We start from the raw sequence: 16,405 nt of genomic DNA, 5'->3' as shown, positions 1-16,405 counted from the left end.
GCGGCGCCCGGTCAGTAGCGTGGCGCGTTCCTGGACCGCTGCACCCTCGTGGTGCGGCGGTCCTTCGCGTTCCAGCAGGCCTTGTGCCAGTGCCTGCGGTCGTCGATCCCGCCGAACTCCGGCCAGGCGACGAGGTGCGGCACACCGGACGGGATCTCCTGGTCGCAGCCGGGGCAGCGGTACCGCTTGCCCATCGCGCTCGCGCCGCTCACGGGACGCACGGACCACTCCTCGCCCTGCCAGCTCTCGGTGTCTCCGCCCCCGCCGTACCGCTCCGCCGCCTCGCGGGCGTTACCGGTGGGACTCTCGCCGCCTCGGGGGCGGTTGCGGCGCGGGGACACGTGACACCTCACGGGGCGGTACGGGCAGTACGGACGGATCCCGTCCAGCGTAGAGCCATCGGAAGAGCCTTCGTGTCCGGTTGTGGCGTGAGCGCACCCGCGAGACGGGTGAGTTACCGGAAAATCGCAACAACTTCTCTCCGGACCGTGCCTTTGGCACGTGTCAGACGTTGTTGCGGGTAGGGGGAGCCGCGTCGGCCGCAAGGAGGCAATAGGCGATGCGCGTGGGAACATTCGTACTGGCAGCCCAGTTTCCGGGCCAGGGGCAGGGAGAAGCCCTGCACCGAGCCGTCCGGTCCGCCGAGGTCGCGGAGGATTCCGGGCTCGATTCGGTCTGGCTGGCCGAACATCATTTCGTGCCGTACGGGGTCTGCCCGTCGGCCGTGACACTGGCCGCGCTGCTGCTCGGCCGCACCCGCAGAATCCGCGTGGGCACGGCGGTGAGCGTGCTGCCGTCCCAGCATCCCGTCGCGCTCGGCGAGCAGGCGGCACTGCTGCATCTGACCAGCGGCGGCCGCTTCACGCTGGGTGTGGGGCGCGGCGGGCCCTGGGTGGACCTGGAGGTGTTCGGAGGCGGCCTGGAGGCGTACGAGAAGCACTTCCCGGAGTCGCTGGAGCTGCTGCTCGACTGGCTGGGCAAGCCGCGGGTGGCGGGTCGCGGGGAGCGCTACGGCTTCCGGGAGGTGGCGGTCGTACCGCGGGCGGACGAGCTCCTCGGGGACGGTCCTGCGGGCCCCGAGGTGATCGTGGCCTGCACCTCGCCAAAAAGCGTGAAACTCGCCGCTGGGAAGGGTTTGCCCATGCTTCTCGGCATGCACTGCGGTGACGAGGAGAAGGCCGACATGGTCGCGCTGTGGCGGTCGGCGGCCCGGGAGGCCGGTCAGCCGGCGGACGTGGTGGAGACGGTCGCACATGTGTCCGCAGGGGTGGCCCAGATCGCGGACCGTCCCGCCGACGCGACGGAGACCCTCGTGAAGGCGATGCCGGGCTGGCTGCGGCAGGGCCTCGACGCCCATGTGACGGTCGACGGCAGGCACCGGGTGATGCGCGACCCCGTCGCGTACACGGAGTTCCTGTGCGGTCTGCATCCGGTGGGTCCGCCCCGGCTCGCGGCCGACCGGCTCGCGGCCACGGCGGAGCGCACGGGCATCACCCGCTTCGCACTCCTGGTGGAGGGCTCGGGCGATCTCGCGGCGACCGAGGAGAACGTGCAACGGCTGGGCACCGAAGTGCTGCCGTTGCTGAAGTGATCCGTTCATACAGGTCGTCCCGGTGGTGCGGTGGTGCGGGAGCTGCCGCCCCGGAGCCAGTTGCACCTCCCGCGGCCCGAAGCGGCAGCAGGAGCGTTCAGCAGTCCCGTAGTTCGGGCGACTGATTGAGCAACTGGCCCCTCACCGAGGTGAATCGGGCCAAGCGCTCGTCGACCGAGGCGTCCAGCGGGAACACTGCGACGCGGTGGCAGTTCTGGAATGCCAGGCGCACCCCGAAGTGCCGCTGCAGCGCGCCGCGTATCGCATCACTCGCGAGCGCGCGCAGCAGCTGACCACGTGCCTGCTCGTCCGGCGGGGGCGTCTGGTTGTCGGCGAACTGACCGCCGTCGACCTTCAGCTGGGCCACCAGAGAGCTGATCATCTCCCATGCGTAGGGCAGGGAAGTCCGGACGCAGTCGACGAAGTCGGCTTCGTCGACCTCGCCTCGCTCGGCCTGTTCCAACAGCGCCGGTGAGACGTCGAGCGACATGGGTTCTCCTCTCGCGACCCCGGCAGGTGGCCGGGGCCTTACGGGCAGGGAAGGAGGACGGCGACGCTGTGTACACAGACGGCGACCTCCTGCTTCCACGTTAAGGGCGCAGTCCGGGCCGCACCAGGAGATTGGGAACACAACCGGCCAATTACGAACGGTTGCAAAGAGGGGCAAGCCAGATGCGCGCCCGTCAAGGGGTGGGCCGGCGGCCCGTACGGGAATCGCGTGGACCGCCCGCAGTCGAGTAGCGTTGCCGACCATGCGTCTCGTCATCGCCCGTTGCTCCGTCGACTACGCGGGCCGGCTCACCGCCCACCTGCCCTCCGCCCCCCGTCTGATCCTGGTGAAGGCGGACGGCAGCGTCTCGATCCACGCCGACGACCGGGCCTACAAACCCCTCAACTGGATGTCCCCGCCGTGCACCCTGAAGGAGGGCGCCGACGACAACGAAGGCGTCTGGACCGTGGTGAACAAAGCGGGCGAGAAACTGATCATCACGATGGAGGAAATCCTCCACGACTCGTCCCATGAGCTGGGTGTCGATCCAGGGCTCATCAAGGACGGTGTGGAAGCGCACCTCCAGGAGCTTCTCGCCGACCGGATGGAAATCCTCGGTGAGGGCTTCACCCTGATCCGCCGCGAGTACCCGACCGCCATCGGTCCGGTCGACATCCTCTGCCGGGACGCGGACGGTGCGACCGTGGCCGTCGAGCTGAAGCGGCGGGGCGACATCGACGGTGTGGAGCAGCTGACCCGCTACCTGGAGCTGCTCAACCGGGACCCTCATCTGGCGCCCGTCAAGGGTGTGTTCGCGGCCCAGGAGATCAAGCCGCAGGCCCGCGTGCTGGCGACGGACCGCGGGATCGGGTGTCTGGTCCTCGACTACAACGCGATGCGGGGCATCGAGGACGACAAGCTGCGACTGTTCTGAGCCGTGGCGGGGTCCTCGGCCGCCGGGCGGGCTTGAATTCCGGACCGTCCGGCGGTACGGGTCCCGGCCACCGCGGGGCGTGTACGGGCGCCCTCGCACGCCATCGCCGGACGGGCCCGAGTGTCCCGTCCGGCGATGTTCCGTTTCAGGCCACGGTGGCCGTGCTGTCGGGCGTCTCCGCCTGGCCGGTGCCCGGGCTCGTCGCCGAGGCGGTCGCCGGGCCGCTGGCCGAGTCGGACGTTTCCGGGTCGGTCGTGGGCGCCGGCGTGGTCGGCGACTCCGTCGGGTCAGGAGACTCTGTCGGGGGCGTCGACGGTGTGGTGGGCGAAGTGGTCGGCGTCTTCGTCGGCTTCTTCGTCGGCGACGGGTTGCCGGACGTGGGCCGGCCGCTGGGACTGCCGCTCGACGTGGTGCCCGTCGTCGGGCCCGAGCCCGAACCCGATGTGCCCGGTGACGGGGTGCCGCTGCCGGACGGGGTGGCCCGGCCCGATGCGCCCGGGGTGGCGTCCTTGCCGGGCTTGGCGTCGCCGGAGGCCGCACCGTCGGTCGGCTCGTCCGCGGAGAGGCCGCTCTCGCTGTCGTCCTCGTTCGCCGACTGCTCGGTCGTGACGTTCTGGCCCTCGGGGTCCTCGCTGCCGGACGTCGCGCCCAGGGTCACCACCGTGCCGAGGACGGCGGCCAGCAGTGCGCCGGCACCCACGGCGACCAGATTGCGCCGGGCGCCCTGGAGCACCGCGACACGGCCGCTGAATCCGCCGAGCCCGCCCTTGCCCGCCGCGGGGGAACCCTGCCGGGTGACCAGCGTGGCCGGCTCCTCCGTCTGGCGGGGGAACAGGGGCATGGCCGCGGGTATGCCGCCGGGCGGCGAGGCCGACTCGTCGTGGCGCGCGGCCGGTATCTCCTCGCCCGCGGGCGTGCGATCGCTCTGTCCCGGACCGCCGGAGCGGTCCGCGACCAGGGCGAGCGCCCTGCGTCCGGCGACCGCGCCGGACTTGTCGGCGAGCGCGCCGCGCATGCCGATGGATGCCTCCAGCTCGGCCCTGGCCCGGTCCAGATTGCCGGTACACAGCGCCAGGACGCCCAACTCGTGGTGGAAGTAGGCCTCTTCGGCCACCTCTCCGGCGATCCTGGCGGCCTCCTGGCCGATCCTGAGGGCCTTCTCCCAGGCGCCCCAGTACATTCCCGCCGCGAAGGCCGGAGAGGCGCTGCGGGCCAGCAGGACCGCCGCGCTGGCCTGCCCTGCCCGGTCGCCCAGGACGAGGCGTGCCATGGCCGCGAGGACCGCGTCGGCCTCGGCGACCGCACGCTCGGGAGTGACGGAGGGGTGGCCCGCCCACCAGGTGTAGTGCTGGGCGGCGGTACGGGCGCGCACGTTCGCGTCCTCGCCGTATCCGCTCGCCTCCAGCTGGGCCAGGATGCCCGCGGCGAGCCGGTAGCGGGAGCCCGCCGGGGAGAGCAGTCCGCACGCGTCCAGTTCGCCCATCGCTGCATCGGCGTGGGTGTCCCCCACCAACGCCGGCAGGTGCGCCTGGTGCGGGACCTCGCCGCCGAGCGCGACGGCGAAGTGCAGGGTGTCGCGCGCGGCCTCGCTCAGCCGGGAGGCGAGCAGGGCGGCGGGCGCCGCGCCTTCCCCGAGGCTGGGCAGCGGCGTGTCCTGGGCCTCGGCCCGGCCGAACGGCGCGTCGCCGGGCTCGTCGTCGAATTCGTCGCCGAAGGTCTCCGGGTCGGTGCGCAGCTCGTCGCGCTGGCGCAGCAGCGCGCCCGCCTGGACGAAGCGCAGCGGCAGCCCTTCCGACTCGAACCAGAGGTCGCCCGCCCAGTTCGCCTCGTCGTCGGTGAGGGGGCGCTCCACGACGCGCTCGAGCAGCTCGATCGAGGAGCTGCGGCCGAGTCCGGCGAGGAAGACCTCTTCGAGGTTCGACTCGGCGGTGGGCGCGGCGACGTCGGGTGTCGTGCCGAGCAGGAACGCGCACTCGGGCGTCGCGTCGAGGAGTTCCTGCAGCGCGGCGCCGCCGAACTCCAGGTCGTCGAGGACGACGACGGCGCCGATGCCGTGGACGAGCGCCAGGAGCCCCTCGCGGTCGGGCCGGTGCAGCGGAGCCTGGTGGACGGCTTCGAAGAGGTTGTACAGCAGGTCGGTGGTGGTGCGCTTGTAGCCGGAGAGGCGTACGACACCGTCGGGTGCCAGGTCCGCGCAGTCGGCGGCCACGGCACTGAGCAGGGCCGTGCGGCCGGAGCCGGCCGGACCGGTCAGCCGCACCGAGCGGCCCCGTGCCAGCAGCCGCACCAGCCGCTCCCGCTCCTCCTGGCGCTCCAGCAGGGGCAGCTGGGGTCCCGGAGGCCCCGGCGGTACGGGCGGTGCGGTGGCGCGCTCGTGTTCGGCACGCTCCGCGGCCGTGTGCCGTACGGGGGTGGCGGGCTGCTCGCCCGGCCTGCAGGGCTCGATCTCGCTGCCGTCGACCGGATTGATCGTGAGCAGGAAGTCGCCCGATATGAGCTGGACCGTGCGTGACTGCTGTGGCGTCTGGTGCCCGAAGTCGGGCGTCAGAGGATCGCGGGACTGCCGACGCCGCGCGGCGTCCTCCCCGGAACGGTCGTGTTCACGGCCGTACTCATCCGGTCCCCGGTTGATCGGGTCCATCGTCAAAGCCCCCCAGACGCGTAGCGCGCGGTTGCCCCTCCCGGCCTCGCACGCCCGCTGTCGCTCCGGTCCGGTGTCTGCTCTTCGGGTCAGTCGTCGGCAGACGGCCGAACCCTAAACCCTCGCACAGTATCTACGAACGAGTGGGGGGCCGCGCCGCCCAAGACATCACAGTCTCGTGAGGATTGTGCGTGGTCCGCGGCGCGGTCGCCTCAGACGCGCGGCAGGGAGTCTGCGGCGATTCCGCCCTCGATGGCCAGAATGCGATGCAGTCTGGTCGCCACCAGCAGGCGCTGCATCTGCGGCGGCACCCCGCGCAGCACCAGCCGCCGGCCTGCCCGGCCGGCTCTGCGGTGCGCGCCCATGATGACGCCGAGTCCTGTGGCGTCCCACGAGTCCAGCTCGGTCAGGTCCAGCACGAGGTCGCCGGCTCCGTCGTCGACGGCCGAGTGCAGAACCGTACGGGCGTCCGCCGCGCTTCGGACGTCGAGGCGGCCCCCGACGACCAGCTGGGCATGGTCGCCCCTGATGTACATATGCGCTCCCCGGAAGTACCCCGTAGCAAGGTCGGTCTGTCTGGTTTTCTCTTCTGCCTCTGCCACCACTGACTGCCCCGGCGACGGAGAAGTTGCCGTCTGTAAGCGAACCGATACCGAATTCACCCTGAGGGGTGAAGGCGGCCCGCCGGAGCTACGCGATCCGGATCCCGGTCGACGCGCCGGACTCCGAGGCTCCCGGGCCTGATCGACGGCAGATCAGGCGGCCGGGGGCCCGGAAACGATCAGTAGGTGTAGAAGCCCTGCCCACTCTTGCGGCCGATGTCACCTGCATCGACCATCCGGCGCATCAGCTCCGGGGCGGCGAACTTCTCGTCCTGCGACTCGGTGTAGATGTTGCCGGTGGCGTGCAGGAGGATGTCGACGCCGGTCAGGTCGGCCGTGGCGAGCGGGCCCATGGCGTGGCCGAAGCCCAGCTTGCACGCGGTGTCGATGTCCTCGGCCGAGGCGACGCCGGACTCGTACAGCTTGGCGGCCTCGACGACGAGAGCCGAGATCAGCCTGGTGGTGACGAAGCCCGCGACGTCACGGTTGACGACGATGCACGTCTTGCCGACGGACTCGGCGAACTCCCGCGCGGTGGCGAGGGTTTCGTCGCTCGTCTTGTAGCCGCGCACCAGCTCGCAGAGCTGCATCATGGGCACCGGCGAGAAGAAGTGCACACCGACGACGCGCTCCGGCCGCTCCGTCACGGCCGCGATCTTGGTGATCGGGATGGCGGAAGTGTTGGAGGCGAGGACGGCGTCCTCCCGTACGACCTTGTCGAGCGTCCGGAAGATCTCGTGCTTGACCTCGAGCTTCTCGAAGACGGCCTCGACGACGACATCCGCGTCCGCCACCGCGTCGAGATCCGTGGTCGTGGTGATCCGGGCGAGTGCGGCTTCGGCGTCGGCCGCATCCATCTTGCCCTTGGAGACGAACCGGTCGTAGCTGGCCTCGATGCCGCCACGACCGCGGGCCAGGGCCTCGTCGGTGACATCGCGCAGCACGACGTCCCAGCCCGCCTGGGCGGAGACCTGCGCGATACCGGACCCCATGAGTCCGGCGCCGATGACGGCGAGCTTCCTGGCCACGTTCGCACCCCTATGCATTCAACAACCGGTTCTTCCACATGCTCTCCGGCGGAGATTAGTACCCGTGAGGGGCCCTGGGGCCGCGAAGAGATGCGCGTCACGTCTCACATGACGGACATCACACCGCCGGAGGTCATTCGGCGGCGCGCCGCGCGTAGTTGGGTACGCCCGCCGCTCGTCCTCGCAGCCCTGTCCGTGGACCTGCGGGCAACGCTGCCGGGGGTGGGCCCGGCGTCCCGCTCGGCTTCGCCTCCTGGCCGTGACGGTCGGCACACGTGTCCTCCGCGGGGCCGGAGCGTAACTAGGCTGGCCGCATGGTCAATCTGACGCGCATCTACACCCGTACCGGCGACCAGGGCACCACCGCCCTCGGCGACATGAGCCGGACCGCCAAGACCGATCTGCGGATCTCGGCGTACGCCGACGCCAACGAGGCCAACGCGGCCATCGGCGCGGCGATCGCGCTCGGGCAGCTCTCCGAGGACGTCGTGAAGGTCCTCGTCCGCGTCCAGAACGACCTGTTCGACGTGGGCGCCGATCTGTGCACACCCGTCGTGGAGAACCCCGAGTACCCGCCGCTGCGGGTCGAGCAGTCCTACATCGACAAGCTGGAAGGGGACTGCGACACCTTCCTGGAGGACCTGGAGAAGCTGCGCAGCTTCATCCTGCCGGGCGGCACCCCGGGAGCGGCCCTGCTGCACCAGGCGTGCACGGTGGTGCGGCGGGCGGAGCGGTCCACCTGGTCGGCGCTCGAGGTGCACGGGGACTCGATGAACGCGCTGACGGCGACCTATCTGAACCGCCTCTCCGACCTCCTGTTCATCCTGGCGAGGACGGCGAACAAGGAGGTCGGGGACGTGCTCTGGGTTCCGGGCGGCGAGCGCTGAGCCCGCCCGCCCTGCGGCGCCCGGGCGCTCAGCGGTCCGCCTTCACCCGCTTCGCGGGGTTGTCCGGTTCCGCCTTGGGGAACAGCGTGTAGCTCCCGGCGATGACCACGTTGATCCCGATCACCCAGAGCATCTTCTGCTGCCACATCCGCAGCGACCCGATGTCCCCGTCGCCGCCCACGTACCAGATCGCCAGCTGGAGCAGGGCCGTCGCCGTCACGGCGGCCACCGTCCAGCGGGCCGCGGTGCGCCACTCGTGGGCGGCACGCGCCATCCCGTACTTCGGGGGCCTCACCGGCGGCGGGCCGCCCGCGAAGCGGTGGGCGACCCTGGCGTCGACCCACTTGATGGTGGAGTGGCCGAGTCCCACGGTGAAGCCGATGTAGACGGCGGCCAGGCCGTGCTTCCAGTCCGGCTCCGCGCCGTTCTTCAGGTCGATGGCCGTCACCACCAGCAGGACGACCTCCAGCAGGGGCTCGCACAGCAGCACGGCCGCACCCAGCCGGGGCTTCCTCGCGACGTACCGCAGCGCCAGTCCGGCTGCGAGCAGCACCCAGAAGCCGACCTCGCAGAGCACGATCAGTGTGACGATCACGGCACTTCTCCTCCCGGTCCCCTCCAGCCTCCCGTCCGCCGGGCCCCGGGGCGTCGTCGGCAGTGACGAATCGTGACTGCATCCTTCGATGTAGCCGCGCCTCACCCGTCGTACGGACGTCCGGCGGCGCCCCGACGTGTTGGATGGACGGGTGTCCCTCTTCGCGCGCCCGCACCGCCACGACGTACTGATCGCGGTCATCGGGCTGTCCGGCGGTCTGGTGCTCTGGCTGGCGGGCCTGCACACGCAGAACGGCAGGCTCCTCGACGCGCACTGGGTGGCCCTCGTGCCGCTCGCGGTCATGGCCGGGCTGGAACTGCTCCGGCGGAGCGCACCGCGGACGGCGCTGGTCATCGGCACGCTCACCCTGGTCGCCGATCAGTTCACGACGGGCAGTCTGGCCACCGTGCTGATGTTCACCGACATCATGTACGCCGCCGTGCTGTACGGGACGCCGGCCGCGGCCCGCCGGATCCCGGTGACCACGTTCCTGGTCACCGTCGCGGTCACGATCGGTTTCCTCGCCTGGTACCGCACCGCGGAGGCGCTGCTGATCGGCGTCGTCACCGGACTGGTCTCGTTCGGCCCCGCCATCACCGGCGTCAGCGTCCGCAACCACCGCGACGCCGCCGAGACCGCCCGGCTGCGCGCCGACCAGACGGCGCTGCTGGCGGAGATGGACCGGGCCCAGGCGGTGACCGCCGAGCGCTCCCGGATGGCCCGCGAACTGCACGACATGGTCGCCAACCACCTGTCGGCGATCGCCATCCACTCCACCGCCGCGCTCTCCATCGACGAACCGGATACCTCGCGCGACGCCCTCGGGGTGATCCGGCAGAACAGCGTCGACGGCCTCGCGGAGATGCGGCGGCTGATCGGGCTGCTGCGCGCCGGCGGCGCCGACGCCCGGCCGAGCGCGGCACCGACCCTGGCGTCCCTGGACGCCCTCGTCGAACAGGCGGGGGCGAACTCCGCGTCCAGCGGACTGACCGTCACGCTCACCGACACCCGTGAGGAGCCGGGACGGCTGCCCGCACCGGTGGAGCTGGCCGCGTACCGCATCGTCCAGGAGTCCCTGACGAACGCGTTGAAGCATGCCGCGCCGGGCCCGGTGGCGGTCGGCCTCGGCCGCTCGGGGAACCTTCTGACGGTGGAGGTCACCAGTGTGTTCGGCAGCCGCCCGGGACCGCGTGCACCCGGTTCGGGAGCCGGCCTGGTGGGGATGCGGGAGCGGGTGGCCCTGCTCGGCGGAACGATCGGGGCGGGGCCCGTCTCCGCGGGGGACGGTACGAAGATCTGGCAGGTGCGGGCGGAACTGCCTGTCGAGGAGAGGGCGTTGGGGACATGACGATCCGGGTACTGGTCGCCGAGGACCAGGCGGCGGTGCGCGCGGGGCTGGTACTGATCCTGGGCAGCGCACCGGACATCGAGGTGGTGGGCGAGGCGGGGGACGGCGAGAGCGCGGTGCGCCTGGCCCGCGAACTGCGCCCGGATCTGGTGCTGATGGACGTCCAGATGCCCCGGCTCGACGGGGTGTCGGCGACGCGGCAGGTCGTGGCGGAGCGGCTCGCCGACGTACTGGTGCTGACGACGTTCGATCTGGACGAGTACGTCTTCGGGGCGCTGCGGGCGGGCGCGGCGGGCTTCCTGCTGAAGGACACCGACGCGCACGACCTGCTGGACGCGGTGCGTACGGTGGCGCGCGGCGAGGGGATGATCGCGCCGGCCGTGACGCGGCGGCTGATCGCGGAGTTCGCCGTGACCGCGCCCGCACGCCGGCCGGACGCCCCGGATCCGGCGGTGCTCGACGCACTGACCCGGCGGGAACGCGAGGTACTGGGCGCTCTCGGTGAGGGGCTGTCGAACGCGGAGATCGCGGCGAGGCTCTCGATGGCGGAGGCGACGGCGAAGACGCACGTCAGCAGGCTGCTGGGCAAGCTGGAACTGAGGAGCCGGGTCCAAGCGGCAGTGCTCGCCCAGGAGTTGGATCTCTGAGGTTTAGCTCTGATCTTTGGTCTGGACCTCTTGACGATTGGTCCAGACCTTCCTAATCTCACCGAACACGCACACTGCGGTGAGTACGCCATGACAAGGCGCTCTCAGGGCGACGCAGGGTTTGCAGTCCACGGACCACCCCCCGTTTGTCGGACCTCACCCGAGGAGCACCGTTGAGCACTGAAACCCCCCTACGCCGATCGAGACTCAGATGGAGACTCGGAGCCGGCGGAGCCACCAGATCGAAGGCTGTCGCGGGCTTCACCGCGCTGCTTCTGCCGCTCGCCGCGATGGTCGGCCTGGCCTCCCCCGCCGAGGCAGCCACCTCGGCGACGGCCACCTACGTCAAGAAGTCCGACTGGGGCACCGGCTTCGAGGGCCAGTGGACGGTCAAGAACACCGGCACCACGGCCCTCTCCTCCTGGACGATCGAGTGGGACTTCCCCTCCGGCACCGCGGTCGGCTCCGCCTGGGACGCCGCCGTCACCAGCTCCGGAACCCACTGGACCGCCAAGAACCTCAGCTGGAACGGTACGGTCGCCCCGGGAGCCAGCATCAGCTTCGGCTTCAACGGCACCGGCACCGGCTCCCCCTCCGGCTGCAAGCTGAACGGCGCCTCCTGTGACGGCGGCAGCGTCCCCGGCGACAACGCCCCGTCCAAGCCCGGTACGCCCACCGCCAGCAACGTCACGGACACCTCGGCGAAGCTCACCTGGAGCGCCGCCACCGACGACAACGGCATCAAGAACTACGACGTCCTGCGCGACGGCGCCAAGGTCGCCACGGTCACCACGACGACGTACACCGACACCGGTCTCACCAAGGGCACCGACTACTCCTACACGGTGCAGGCCCGCGACACCGCCGACCAGACCGGTCCGGTCAGCTCCTCGGTGGCCGTCCGCACCACCGGCACCACCGACCCGGGCCCCGGCACCGGCGACAAGATCAACCTCGGTTACTTCACCGAGTGGGGCGTCTACGGACGCAACTACCACGTGAAGAACCTCGTGACCTCCGGCTCCGCCGCCAAGATCACGCACATCAACTACGCGTTCGGCAACGTCCAGAACGGCAGGTGCACCATCGGTGACTCCTACGCCGACTACGACAAGGCCTACACCGCCGACCAGTCGGTCGACGGCGTCGCCGACACGTGGGACCAGCCGCTGCGCGGCAACTTCAACCAGCTGCGCAAGCTGAAGGCCAAGTACCCGCACATCAAGGTCCTCTGGTCCTTCGGTGGCTGGACCTGGTCCGGCGGCTTCCCGCAGGCAGCCCAGAACCCGGCCGCCTTCGCGCAGTCCTGCTACGACCTGGTCGAGGACCCCCGCTGGGCCGATGTCTTCGACGGCATCGACATCGACTGGGAGTACCCCAACGCCTGCGGTCTCACCTGTGACACCAGCGGTCCGGCGGCACTGAAGAACGTCGCCTCCGCGCTGCGGACGAAGTTCGGCGCCAACAACCTGGTCACCGCGGCGATCACCGCGGACGGCTCGACGGGCGGCAAGATCGACGCCGCCGACTACGCCGGCGCCGCGCAGTCCATGAACTGGTACAACGTGATGACGTACGACTTCTTCGGCGCCTTCGCACCCAAGGGCCCGACGGCCCCGCACTCGCCGCTGACCTCGTACACCGGCATCCCGCAGGAGGGCTTCAACTCCGCCGCGGCGATCGCCAAGCTGAAGGCCCAGGGCGTCCCCGCCTCGAAGCTGCTCCTCGGCATCGGCTTCTACGGCCGCGGCTGGACCGGCGTCACCCAGTCCGCCCCCGGCGGCACGGCGACCGGTGCGGCCCCGGGCACCTACGAGGCCGGCAACGAGGACTACAAGGTCCTCAAGAACACCTGCCCCGCCACCGGCACCATCGCCGGCACCGCGTACGCCCACTGCGGCACCAACTGGTGGAGCTACGACACCCCGGCGACGATCACGTCCAAGATGGCCTGGGCGAACAGCCAGGGCCTGGGAGGCGCGTTCTTCTGGGAGTTCAGTGGTGACACCACCAACGGCGAGCTCGTGAGCGCCATGGACAACGGCCTCAACTAGATCCCCACGCCGTAGGCACGCACGCCCCCGAAAAAGCGCCGGGGAGACAGGTCCGCCCCCTGTCTCCCCGGTTTTCGCATGTCTGCGGCCGTCAGGCCACGTTCGCCGTCCCCCGTTCCGTTCGGGGGGACCTCAATCAGCGAGCGCCCTTTTGCCTAAGCCACATTGACTCGCTGGCCGGGCGGAGCCGCCTCCAGCCAGGCGAGGAAGCCGGTCAGCGCGTCCTCGCTCATCGCCAGCTCCAGGCGGATCCCCCGGTGGAGACAGCCGAGCACGACGGAGTCGGACAGGAGTGCCAGCTCCTCCTCGCCCTCGGGCAGCCGGCGCGCGACCACCTCGATCGCGGAGCGCTCCAGGCCGCGGCGCGGACGGGGCGCGTAGGAGAAGACCCGGAACCAGTCGACACGGTCACCGCTGTAGCGCGCGACGCCGTACACCCAGCCCTTGCCGGACGGGTCCGGTTCCTGGGACACGTCCCAGCGCAGACTGCAGTCGAAGGTCCCGCCCGAACGCTGGATCAGCCGCCTGCGCAGGCCGAAGACGAACAGACCCACCGCGACCAGTACGACTACCAGACCGCCCACCCACAATGCGAGGACCATCTCCACCGACCTCCTCGCATCGTCGAGTAACGGATACCGAACCGAGCCGAACCGAACTGCACCTGCATCGCCTCAGCCGCGACACGGTCTGGATAATTCCAGCTCGGGCCGCGGCTGAGTAAAAAACACATCGTGGGGGTGTCAGGACACCGCCACCGCACGCAGTCGCACATCGGCACGCCGCTCGGCGGCGGCGTCCGTGTCCGACTTCGCACGGTCCAGCGCGCGCTCGGCACGCTGGACGTCGATCTCGTCCGCAAGCTCGGCAATCTCCGCCAGAAGCGAGAGCTTGTCGTCAGCGAACGAGATGAAACCGCCGTGCACAGCGGCGACAACAGTCCCGCCGTCGCTCGTACGGATCGTCACCGGGCCCGATTCCAGCACACCCAGGAGCGGCTGGTGACCGGGCATGACGCCGATGTCGCCGGACGTGGTACGTGCGACAACGAGGGTGGCCTCGCCGGACCAGACACTGCGGTCCGCGGCGACCAGCTCGACATGCAGCTCAGCAGCCAAGGGTGGCTCCTCGGGTCACCACCCGGCGGTCATGCCGGGTGTTGGGTCAATTCTACGGGGCGTGGTGAGGGGGGCGGGACACACCCACCCCCCTCGGTGAGCCGGAGGCTCAGGAGACGCCGAGCTCCTTGGCGTTGGCCTTGAGGTCCTCAATGCCACCGCACATGAAGAACGCCTGCTCGGGGAAGTGGTCGTACTCACCGTCGCAGATCGAGTTGAACGCGGCGATCGACTCGTCGAGCGGCACGTCCGAACCGTCCAGGCCGGTGAACTGCTTGGCGGCGTGGGTGTTCTGCGACAGGAAGCGCTCGACGCGACGGGCACGGTGGACAACGAGCTTGTCCTCCTCGCCCAGCTCGTCGATACCGAGGATCGCGATGATGTCCTGGAGGTCCTTGTACTTCTGCAGGATCCCCTTGACGCGGCTGGCCGTGTCGTAGTGGTCCTGCGCGATGTAGCGCGGGTCCAGGATGCGGGACGTGGAGTCCAGCGGGTCCACGGCCGGGTAGATGCCCTTCTCGGAGATCGGACGGGAAAGAACCGTCGTCGCGTCGAGGTGGGCGAACGTGGTGGCCGGGGCCGGGTCGGTCAGGTCGTCCGCGGGGACGTAGATCGCCTGCATCGAGGTGATCGAGTGACCACGCGTCGAGGTGATGCGCTCCTGGAGCACACCCATCTCGTCGGCCAGGGTCGGCTGGTAACCCACTGCGGACGGCATACGGCCGAGCAGCGTGGAGACCTCGGAACCGGCCTGCGTGAAGCGGAAGATGTTGTCGATGAAGAGCAGCACGTCCTGCTTCTGCACATCGCGGAAGTACTCCGCCATGGTCAGGGCGGACAGCGCGACCCGAAGACGGGTGCCCGGCGGCTCGTCCATCTGGCCGAAGACCAGCGCGGTCTTCTCCAGGACGCCCGAGTCGGTCATCTCGTCGATGAGGTCGTTGCCCTCACGGGTGCGCTCGCCGACACCGGCGAACACCGACACACCGTCGTGCAGCTTCGCCACACGCATGATCATTTCCTGGATGAGGACCGTCTTGCCGACGCCCGCACCACCGAACAGACCGATCTTGCCGCCCTTGACGTACGGGGTCAGCAGGTCGACGACCTTCAGGCCGGTCTCGAACATCTCGGTCTTGGACTCGAGCTGGTCGAAGGCCGGGGCCTTGCGGTGGATCGGCCAGCGCTCGGTGATCTGCGACTCGGCCTCGGGCTCGTTCAGGATCTGACCGAGGGTGTTGAACACCTTGCCCTTGGTGATGTCACCGACCGGCACCATGATGCCCTTGCCGGTGTCGGTCACCGGGGCCTGGCGGACCAGACCGTCGGTGGGCTGCATCGAGATCGCGCGGACCACGCCGTCACCCAGGTGCTGGGCGACCTCGAGGGTCAGCGTCTTACGAGCGCCGGCCTCGGCCGGGTCGTCGACCTCGACGTGCAGGGCGTTGTAGATCTCCGGCATCGCGTCGACGGGGAACTCCACGTCGACGACCGGGCCGATGACCCGGGCGACGCGGCCCGTGGCAGCGGCCGTCTCAACTGTCGTCGTCATTACTTGTCACTCCCCGCGGACGCGTCGGCCAGCGCACCTGCACCGCCGACGATCTCGCTGATTTCCTGGGTGATTTCGGCCTGGCGGGCCGCGTTGGCAAGCCGGGAGAGGCTCTTGATCAGATCCCCGGCGTTGTCGGTCGCCGACTTCATCGCGCGGCGGCGGGCAGCGTGCTCGGAAGCGGCTGCCTGCAGCAGTGCGTTGTAGATGCGGCTCTCGACGTAGCGCGGCAGAAGAGCGTCGAGGACGTCCTCGGCCGACGGCTCGAAGTCGAACAGCGGAAGGATCTCGTCCTTCGCACCGCTCTCCTCCGCGACCTGGTCGAGCGAGAGCGGCAGCATCCGGCCGTCGACCGCGTTCTGCGTCATCATCGACACGAACTCGGTGTAGACGATGTGCAGCTCGTCGACGCCACCCTCGGCCGTGTCCTTCTGGATGGACTCGATCAGGGGTGCGGCGATCTTCTTGGCGTCCGCGTACTCCGGGCTGTCGGTGAAGCCGGTCCACGACTCCGCGACCTTGCGCTCACGGAAACCGTAGTAGGCGACACCCTTGCGGCCGACGATGTACGTGTCGACCTCCTTGCCCTCGGCCGCCAGCCGCTCACGCAGCCGCTCCGCCGCCTTGATGGCGTTGGAGGAGTAGCCGCCGGCCAGACCGCGGTCGCTCGTGAGGAGCAGGACCGCGGCCCGCACCGGGGCGTCGGCCTCGGTGGTGAGCGGGTGCTTGGTGTTGGAGCCGGTCGCCACCGCGGTCACCGCGCGGGTGAGCTCGGTCGCGTACGGCATCGACGCCGTCACCTTGCGCTGCGCCTTGACGATGCGCGAGGCGGCGATCATCTCCATCGCCTTGGTGATCTTCTTGGTCGCGGTGACGGCTTGGATGCGGCGCTTGTAAACGCGAAGCTGAGCGCCCATC

General features: G+C 70.1%; 16 protein-coding genes. 6 read left to right on the top strand and 10 right to left on the bottom strand.

Annotated features, from left to right (window positions below; translation table 11 throughout):
• Positions 1 to 11: 11 nt before the first annotated feature.
• Positions 12 to 341 (bottom strand): ATP/GTP-binding protein, encoded by a 330-nt coding sequence (locus ACFW9O_RS29495; RefSeq protein WP_329207283.1) that lies wholly within the window; start codon positions 339 to 341, stop codon positions 12 to 14.
• Positions 342 to 559: 218 nt separating this feature from the next.
• Here ACFW9O_RS29495 and ACFW9O_RS29490 point away from each other — a divergent pair, with 218 nt between their 5' ends.
• Entirely contained in the window at positions 560 to 1,591 is a 1,032-nt protein-coding gene (locus ACFW9O_RS29490; RefSeq protein WP_351165859.1) for an LLM class flavin-dependent oxidoreductase, read from the top strand.
• Between the two features lie 97 nt (positions 1,592 to 1,688).
• On the opposite strand, the gene ACFW9O_RS29485 is transcribed toward ACFW9O_RS29490, so the two are convergent.
• Positions 1,689 to 2,081, bottom strand: a complete 393-nt coding sequence (locus tag ACFW9O_RS29485; RefSeq protein WP_014154035.1) for an SCO5389 family protein — start codon at positions 2,079 to 2,081, stop codon at positions 1,689 to 1,691.
• Positions 2,082 to 2,343: 262 nt separating this feature from the next.
• Between ACFW9O_RS29485 and nucS the strand changes: the two genes are divergently transcribed.
• Entirely contained in the window at positions 2,344 to 3,015 is a 672-nt protein-coding gene (nucS, locus tag ACFW9O_RS29480; protein ID WP_351165862.1) for an endonuclease NucS, read from the top strand.
• 145 nt (positions 3,016 to 3,160) lie between these two features.
• Here the strand turns inward: nucS and ACFW9O_RS29475 are convergent, their stop codons facing one another.
• From ACFW9O_RS29475 to ACFW9O_RS29465, 3 genes are all read right to left on the bottom strand, one after another.
• Positions 3,161 to 5,656 (bottom strand): ATP-binding protein, encoded by a 2,496-nt coding sequence (locus ACFW9O_RS29475; RefSeq protein WP_384613503.1) that lies wholly within the window; start codon positions 5,654 to 5,656, stop codon positions 3,161 to 3,163.
• 212 nt (positions 5,657 to 5,868) lie between these two features.
• Entirely contained in the window at positions 5,869 to 6,192 is a 324-nt protein-coding gene (locus ACFW9O_RS29470; protein ID WP_384613501.1) for an STAS domain-containing protein, read from the bottom strand.
• Positions 6,193 to 6,437: 245 nt separating this feature from the next.
• Positions 6,438 to 7,286 carry a 3-hydroxyacyl-CoA dehydrogenase family protein gene (locus ACFW9O_RS29465; RefSeq protein ID WP_384613500.1) on the bottom strand — a complete coding sequence of 283 codons (849 nt, stop codon included), beginning with the start codon at positions 7,284 to 7,286 and terminating at the stop codon, positions 6,438 to 6,440.
• 314 nt (positions 7,287 to 7,600) lie between these two features.
• On the opposite strand from ACFW9O_RS29465, the gene ACFW9O_RS29460 reads away from it, so the two are divergent.
• Positions 7,601 to 8,173 carry a cob(I)yrinic acid a,c-diamide adenosyltransferase gene (locus ACFW9O_RS29460; protein WP_356423850.1) on the top strand — a complete coding sequence of 191 codons (573 nt, stop codon included), beginning with the start codon at positions 7,601 to 7,603 and terminating at the stop codon, positions 8,171 to 8,173.
• Between the two features lie 28 nt (positions 8,174 to 8,201).
• Here the strand turns inward: ACFW9O_RS29460 and ACFW9O_RS29455 are convergent, their stop codons facing one another.
• Positions 8,202 to 8,768, bottom strand: coding sequence for a hypothetical protein (locus ACFW9O_RS29455; RefSeq protein WP_329207298.1), 567 nt, complete (start codon positions 8,766 to 8,768; stop codon positions 8,202 to 8,204).
• Between the two features lie 151 nt (positions 8,769 to 8,919).
• On the opposite strand from ACFW9O_RS29455, the gene ACFW9O_RS29450 reads away from it, so the two are divergent.
• The 3 genes from ACFW9O_RS29450 to ACFW9O_RS29440 all read left to right on the top strand — a co-directional run bounded on the left by ACFW9O_RS29450 (position 8,920) and on the right by ACFW9O_RS29440 (position 12,817).
• Positions 8,920 to 10,116: a sensor histidine kinase gene (locus tag ACFW9O_RS29450; protein ID WP_384613498.1), complete on the top strand. Its 1,197-nt coding sequence runs from the start codon at positions 8,920 to 8,922 to the stop codon at positions 10,114 to 10,116.
• Positions 10,113 to 10,763 carry a response regulator gene (locus tag ACFW9O_RS29445; protein ID WP_384613496.1) on the top strand — a complete coding sequence of 217 codons (651 nt, stop codon included), beginning with the start codon at positions 10,113 to 10,115 and terminating at the stop codon, positions 10,761 to 10,763. Before ACFW9O_RS29450 ends, ACFW9O_RS29445 begins: the two co-directional genes overlap by 4 nt.
• A gap of 173 nt (positions 10,764 to 10,936) precedes the next feature.
• The gene (locus ACFW9O_RS29440) at positions 10,937 to 12,817 is read left to right on the top strand and encodes a glycoside hydrolase family 18 chitinase (RefSeq protein WP_351165881.1); all 1,881 of its coding nucleotides are present in this window, start codon (positions 10,937 to 10,939) and stop codon (positions 12,815 to 12,817) included.
• Between the two features lie 155 nt (positions 12,818 to 12,972).
• On the opposite strand, the gene ACFW9O_RS29435 is transcribed toward ACFW9O_RS29440, so the two are convergent.
• The 4 genes from ACFW9O_RS29435 to ACFW9O_RS29420 form a co-directional block, all read right to left on the bottom strand.
• Positions 12,973 to 13,419 (bottom strand): DUF2550 domain-containing protein, encoded by a 447-nt coding sequence (locus tag ACFW9O_RS29435; protein ID WP_351165883.1) that lies wholly within the window; start codon positions 13,417 to 13,419, stop codon positions 12,973 to 12,975.
• 141 nt (positions 13,420 to 13,560) lie between these two features.
• Complete coding sequence (locus tag ACFW9O_RS29430; protein ID WP_351165886.1) at positions 13,561 to 13,935, bottom strand: F0F1 ATP synthase subunit epsilon; 375 nt, start codon at positions 13,933 to 13,935, stop codon at positions 13,561 to 13,563.
• Between the two features lie 109 nt (positions 13,936 to 14,044).
• A complete protein-coding gene (gene atpD, locus ACFW9O_RS29425; protein WP_329207307.1) occupies positions 14,045 to 15,487 on the bottom strand; it encodes a F0F1 ATP synthase subunit beta in 1,443 nt (480 codons plus the stop codon).
• A complete protein-coding gene (locus tag ACFW9O_RS29420; protein WP_329207309.1) occupies positions 15,487 to 16,404 on the bottom strand; it encodes a F0F1 ATP synthase subunit gamma in 918 nt (305 codons plus the stop codon). Before ACFW9O_RS29420 ends, atpD begins: the two co-directional genes overlap by 1 nt.
• Between the last annotated feature and the right edge of the window lies 1 nt (position 16,405).

The organism is Streptomyces sp. NPDC059499, assembly GCF_042749285.1.
Lineage (GTDB): Bacteria > Actinomycetota > Actinomycetes > Streptomycetales > Streptomycetaceae > Streptomyces.
The sequence above is the reverse complement of the archived record's forward strand: the minus strand, read 5'-3'. Positions and strand labels throughout refer to the sequence as shown.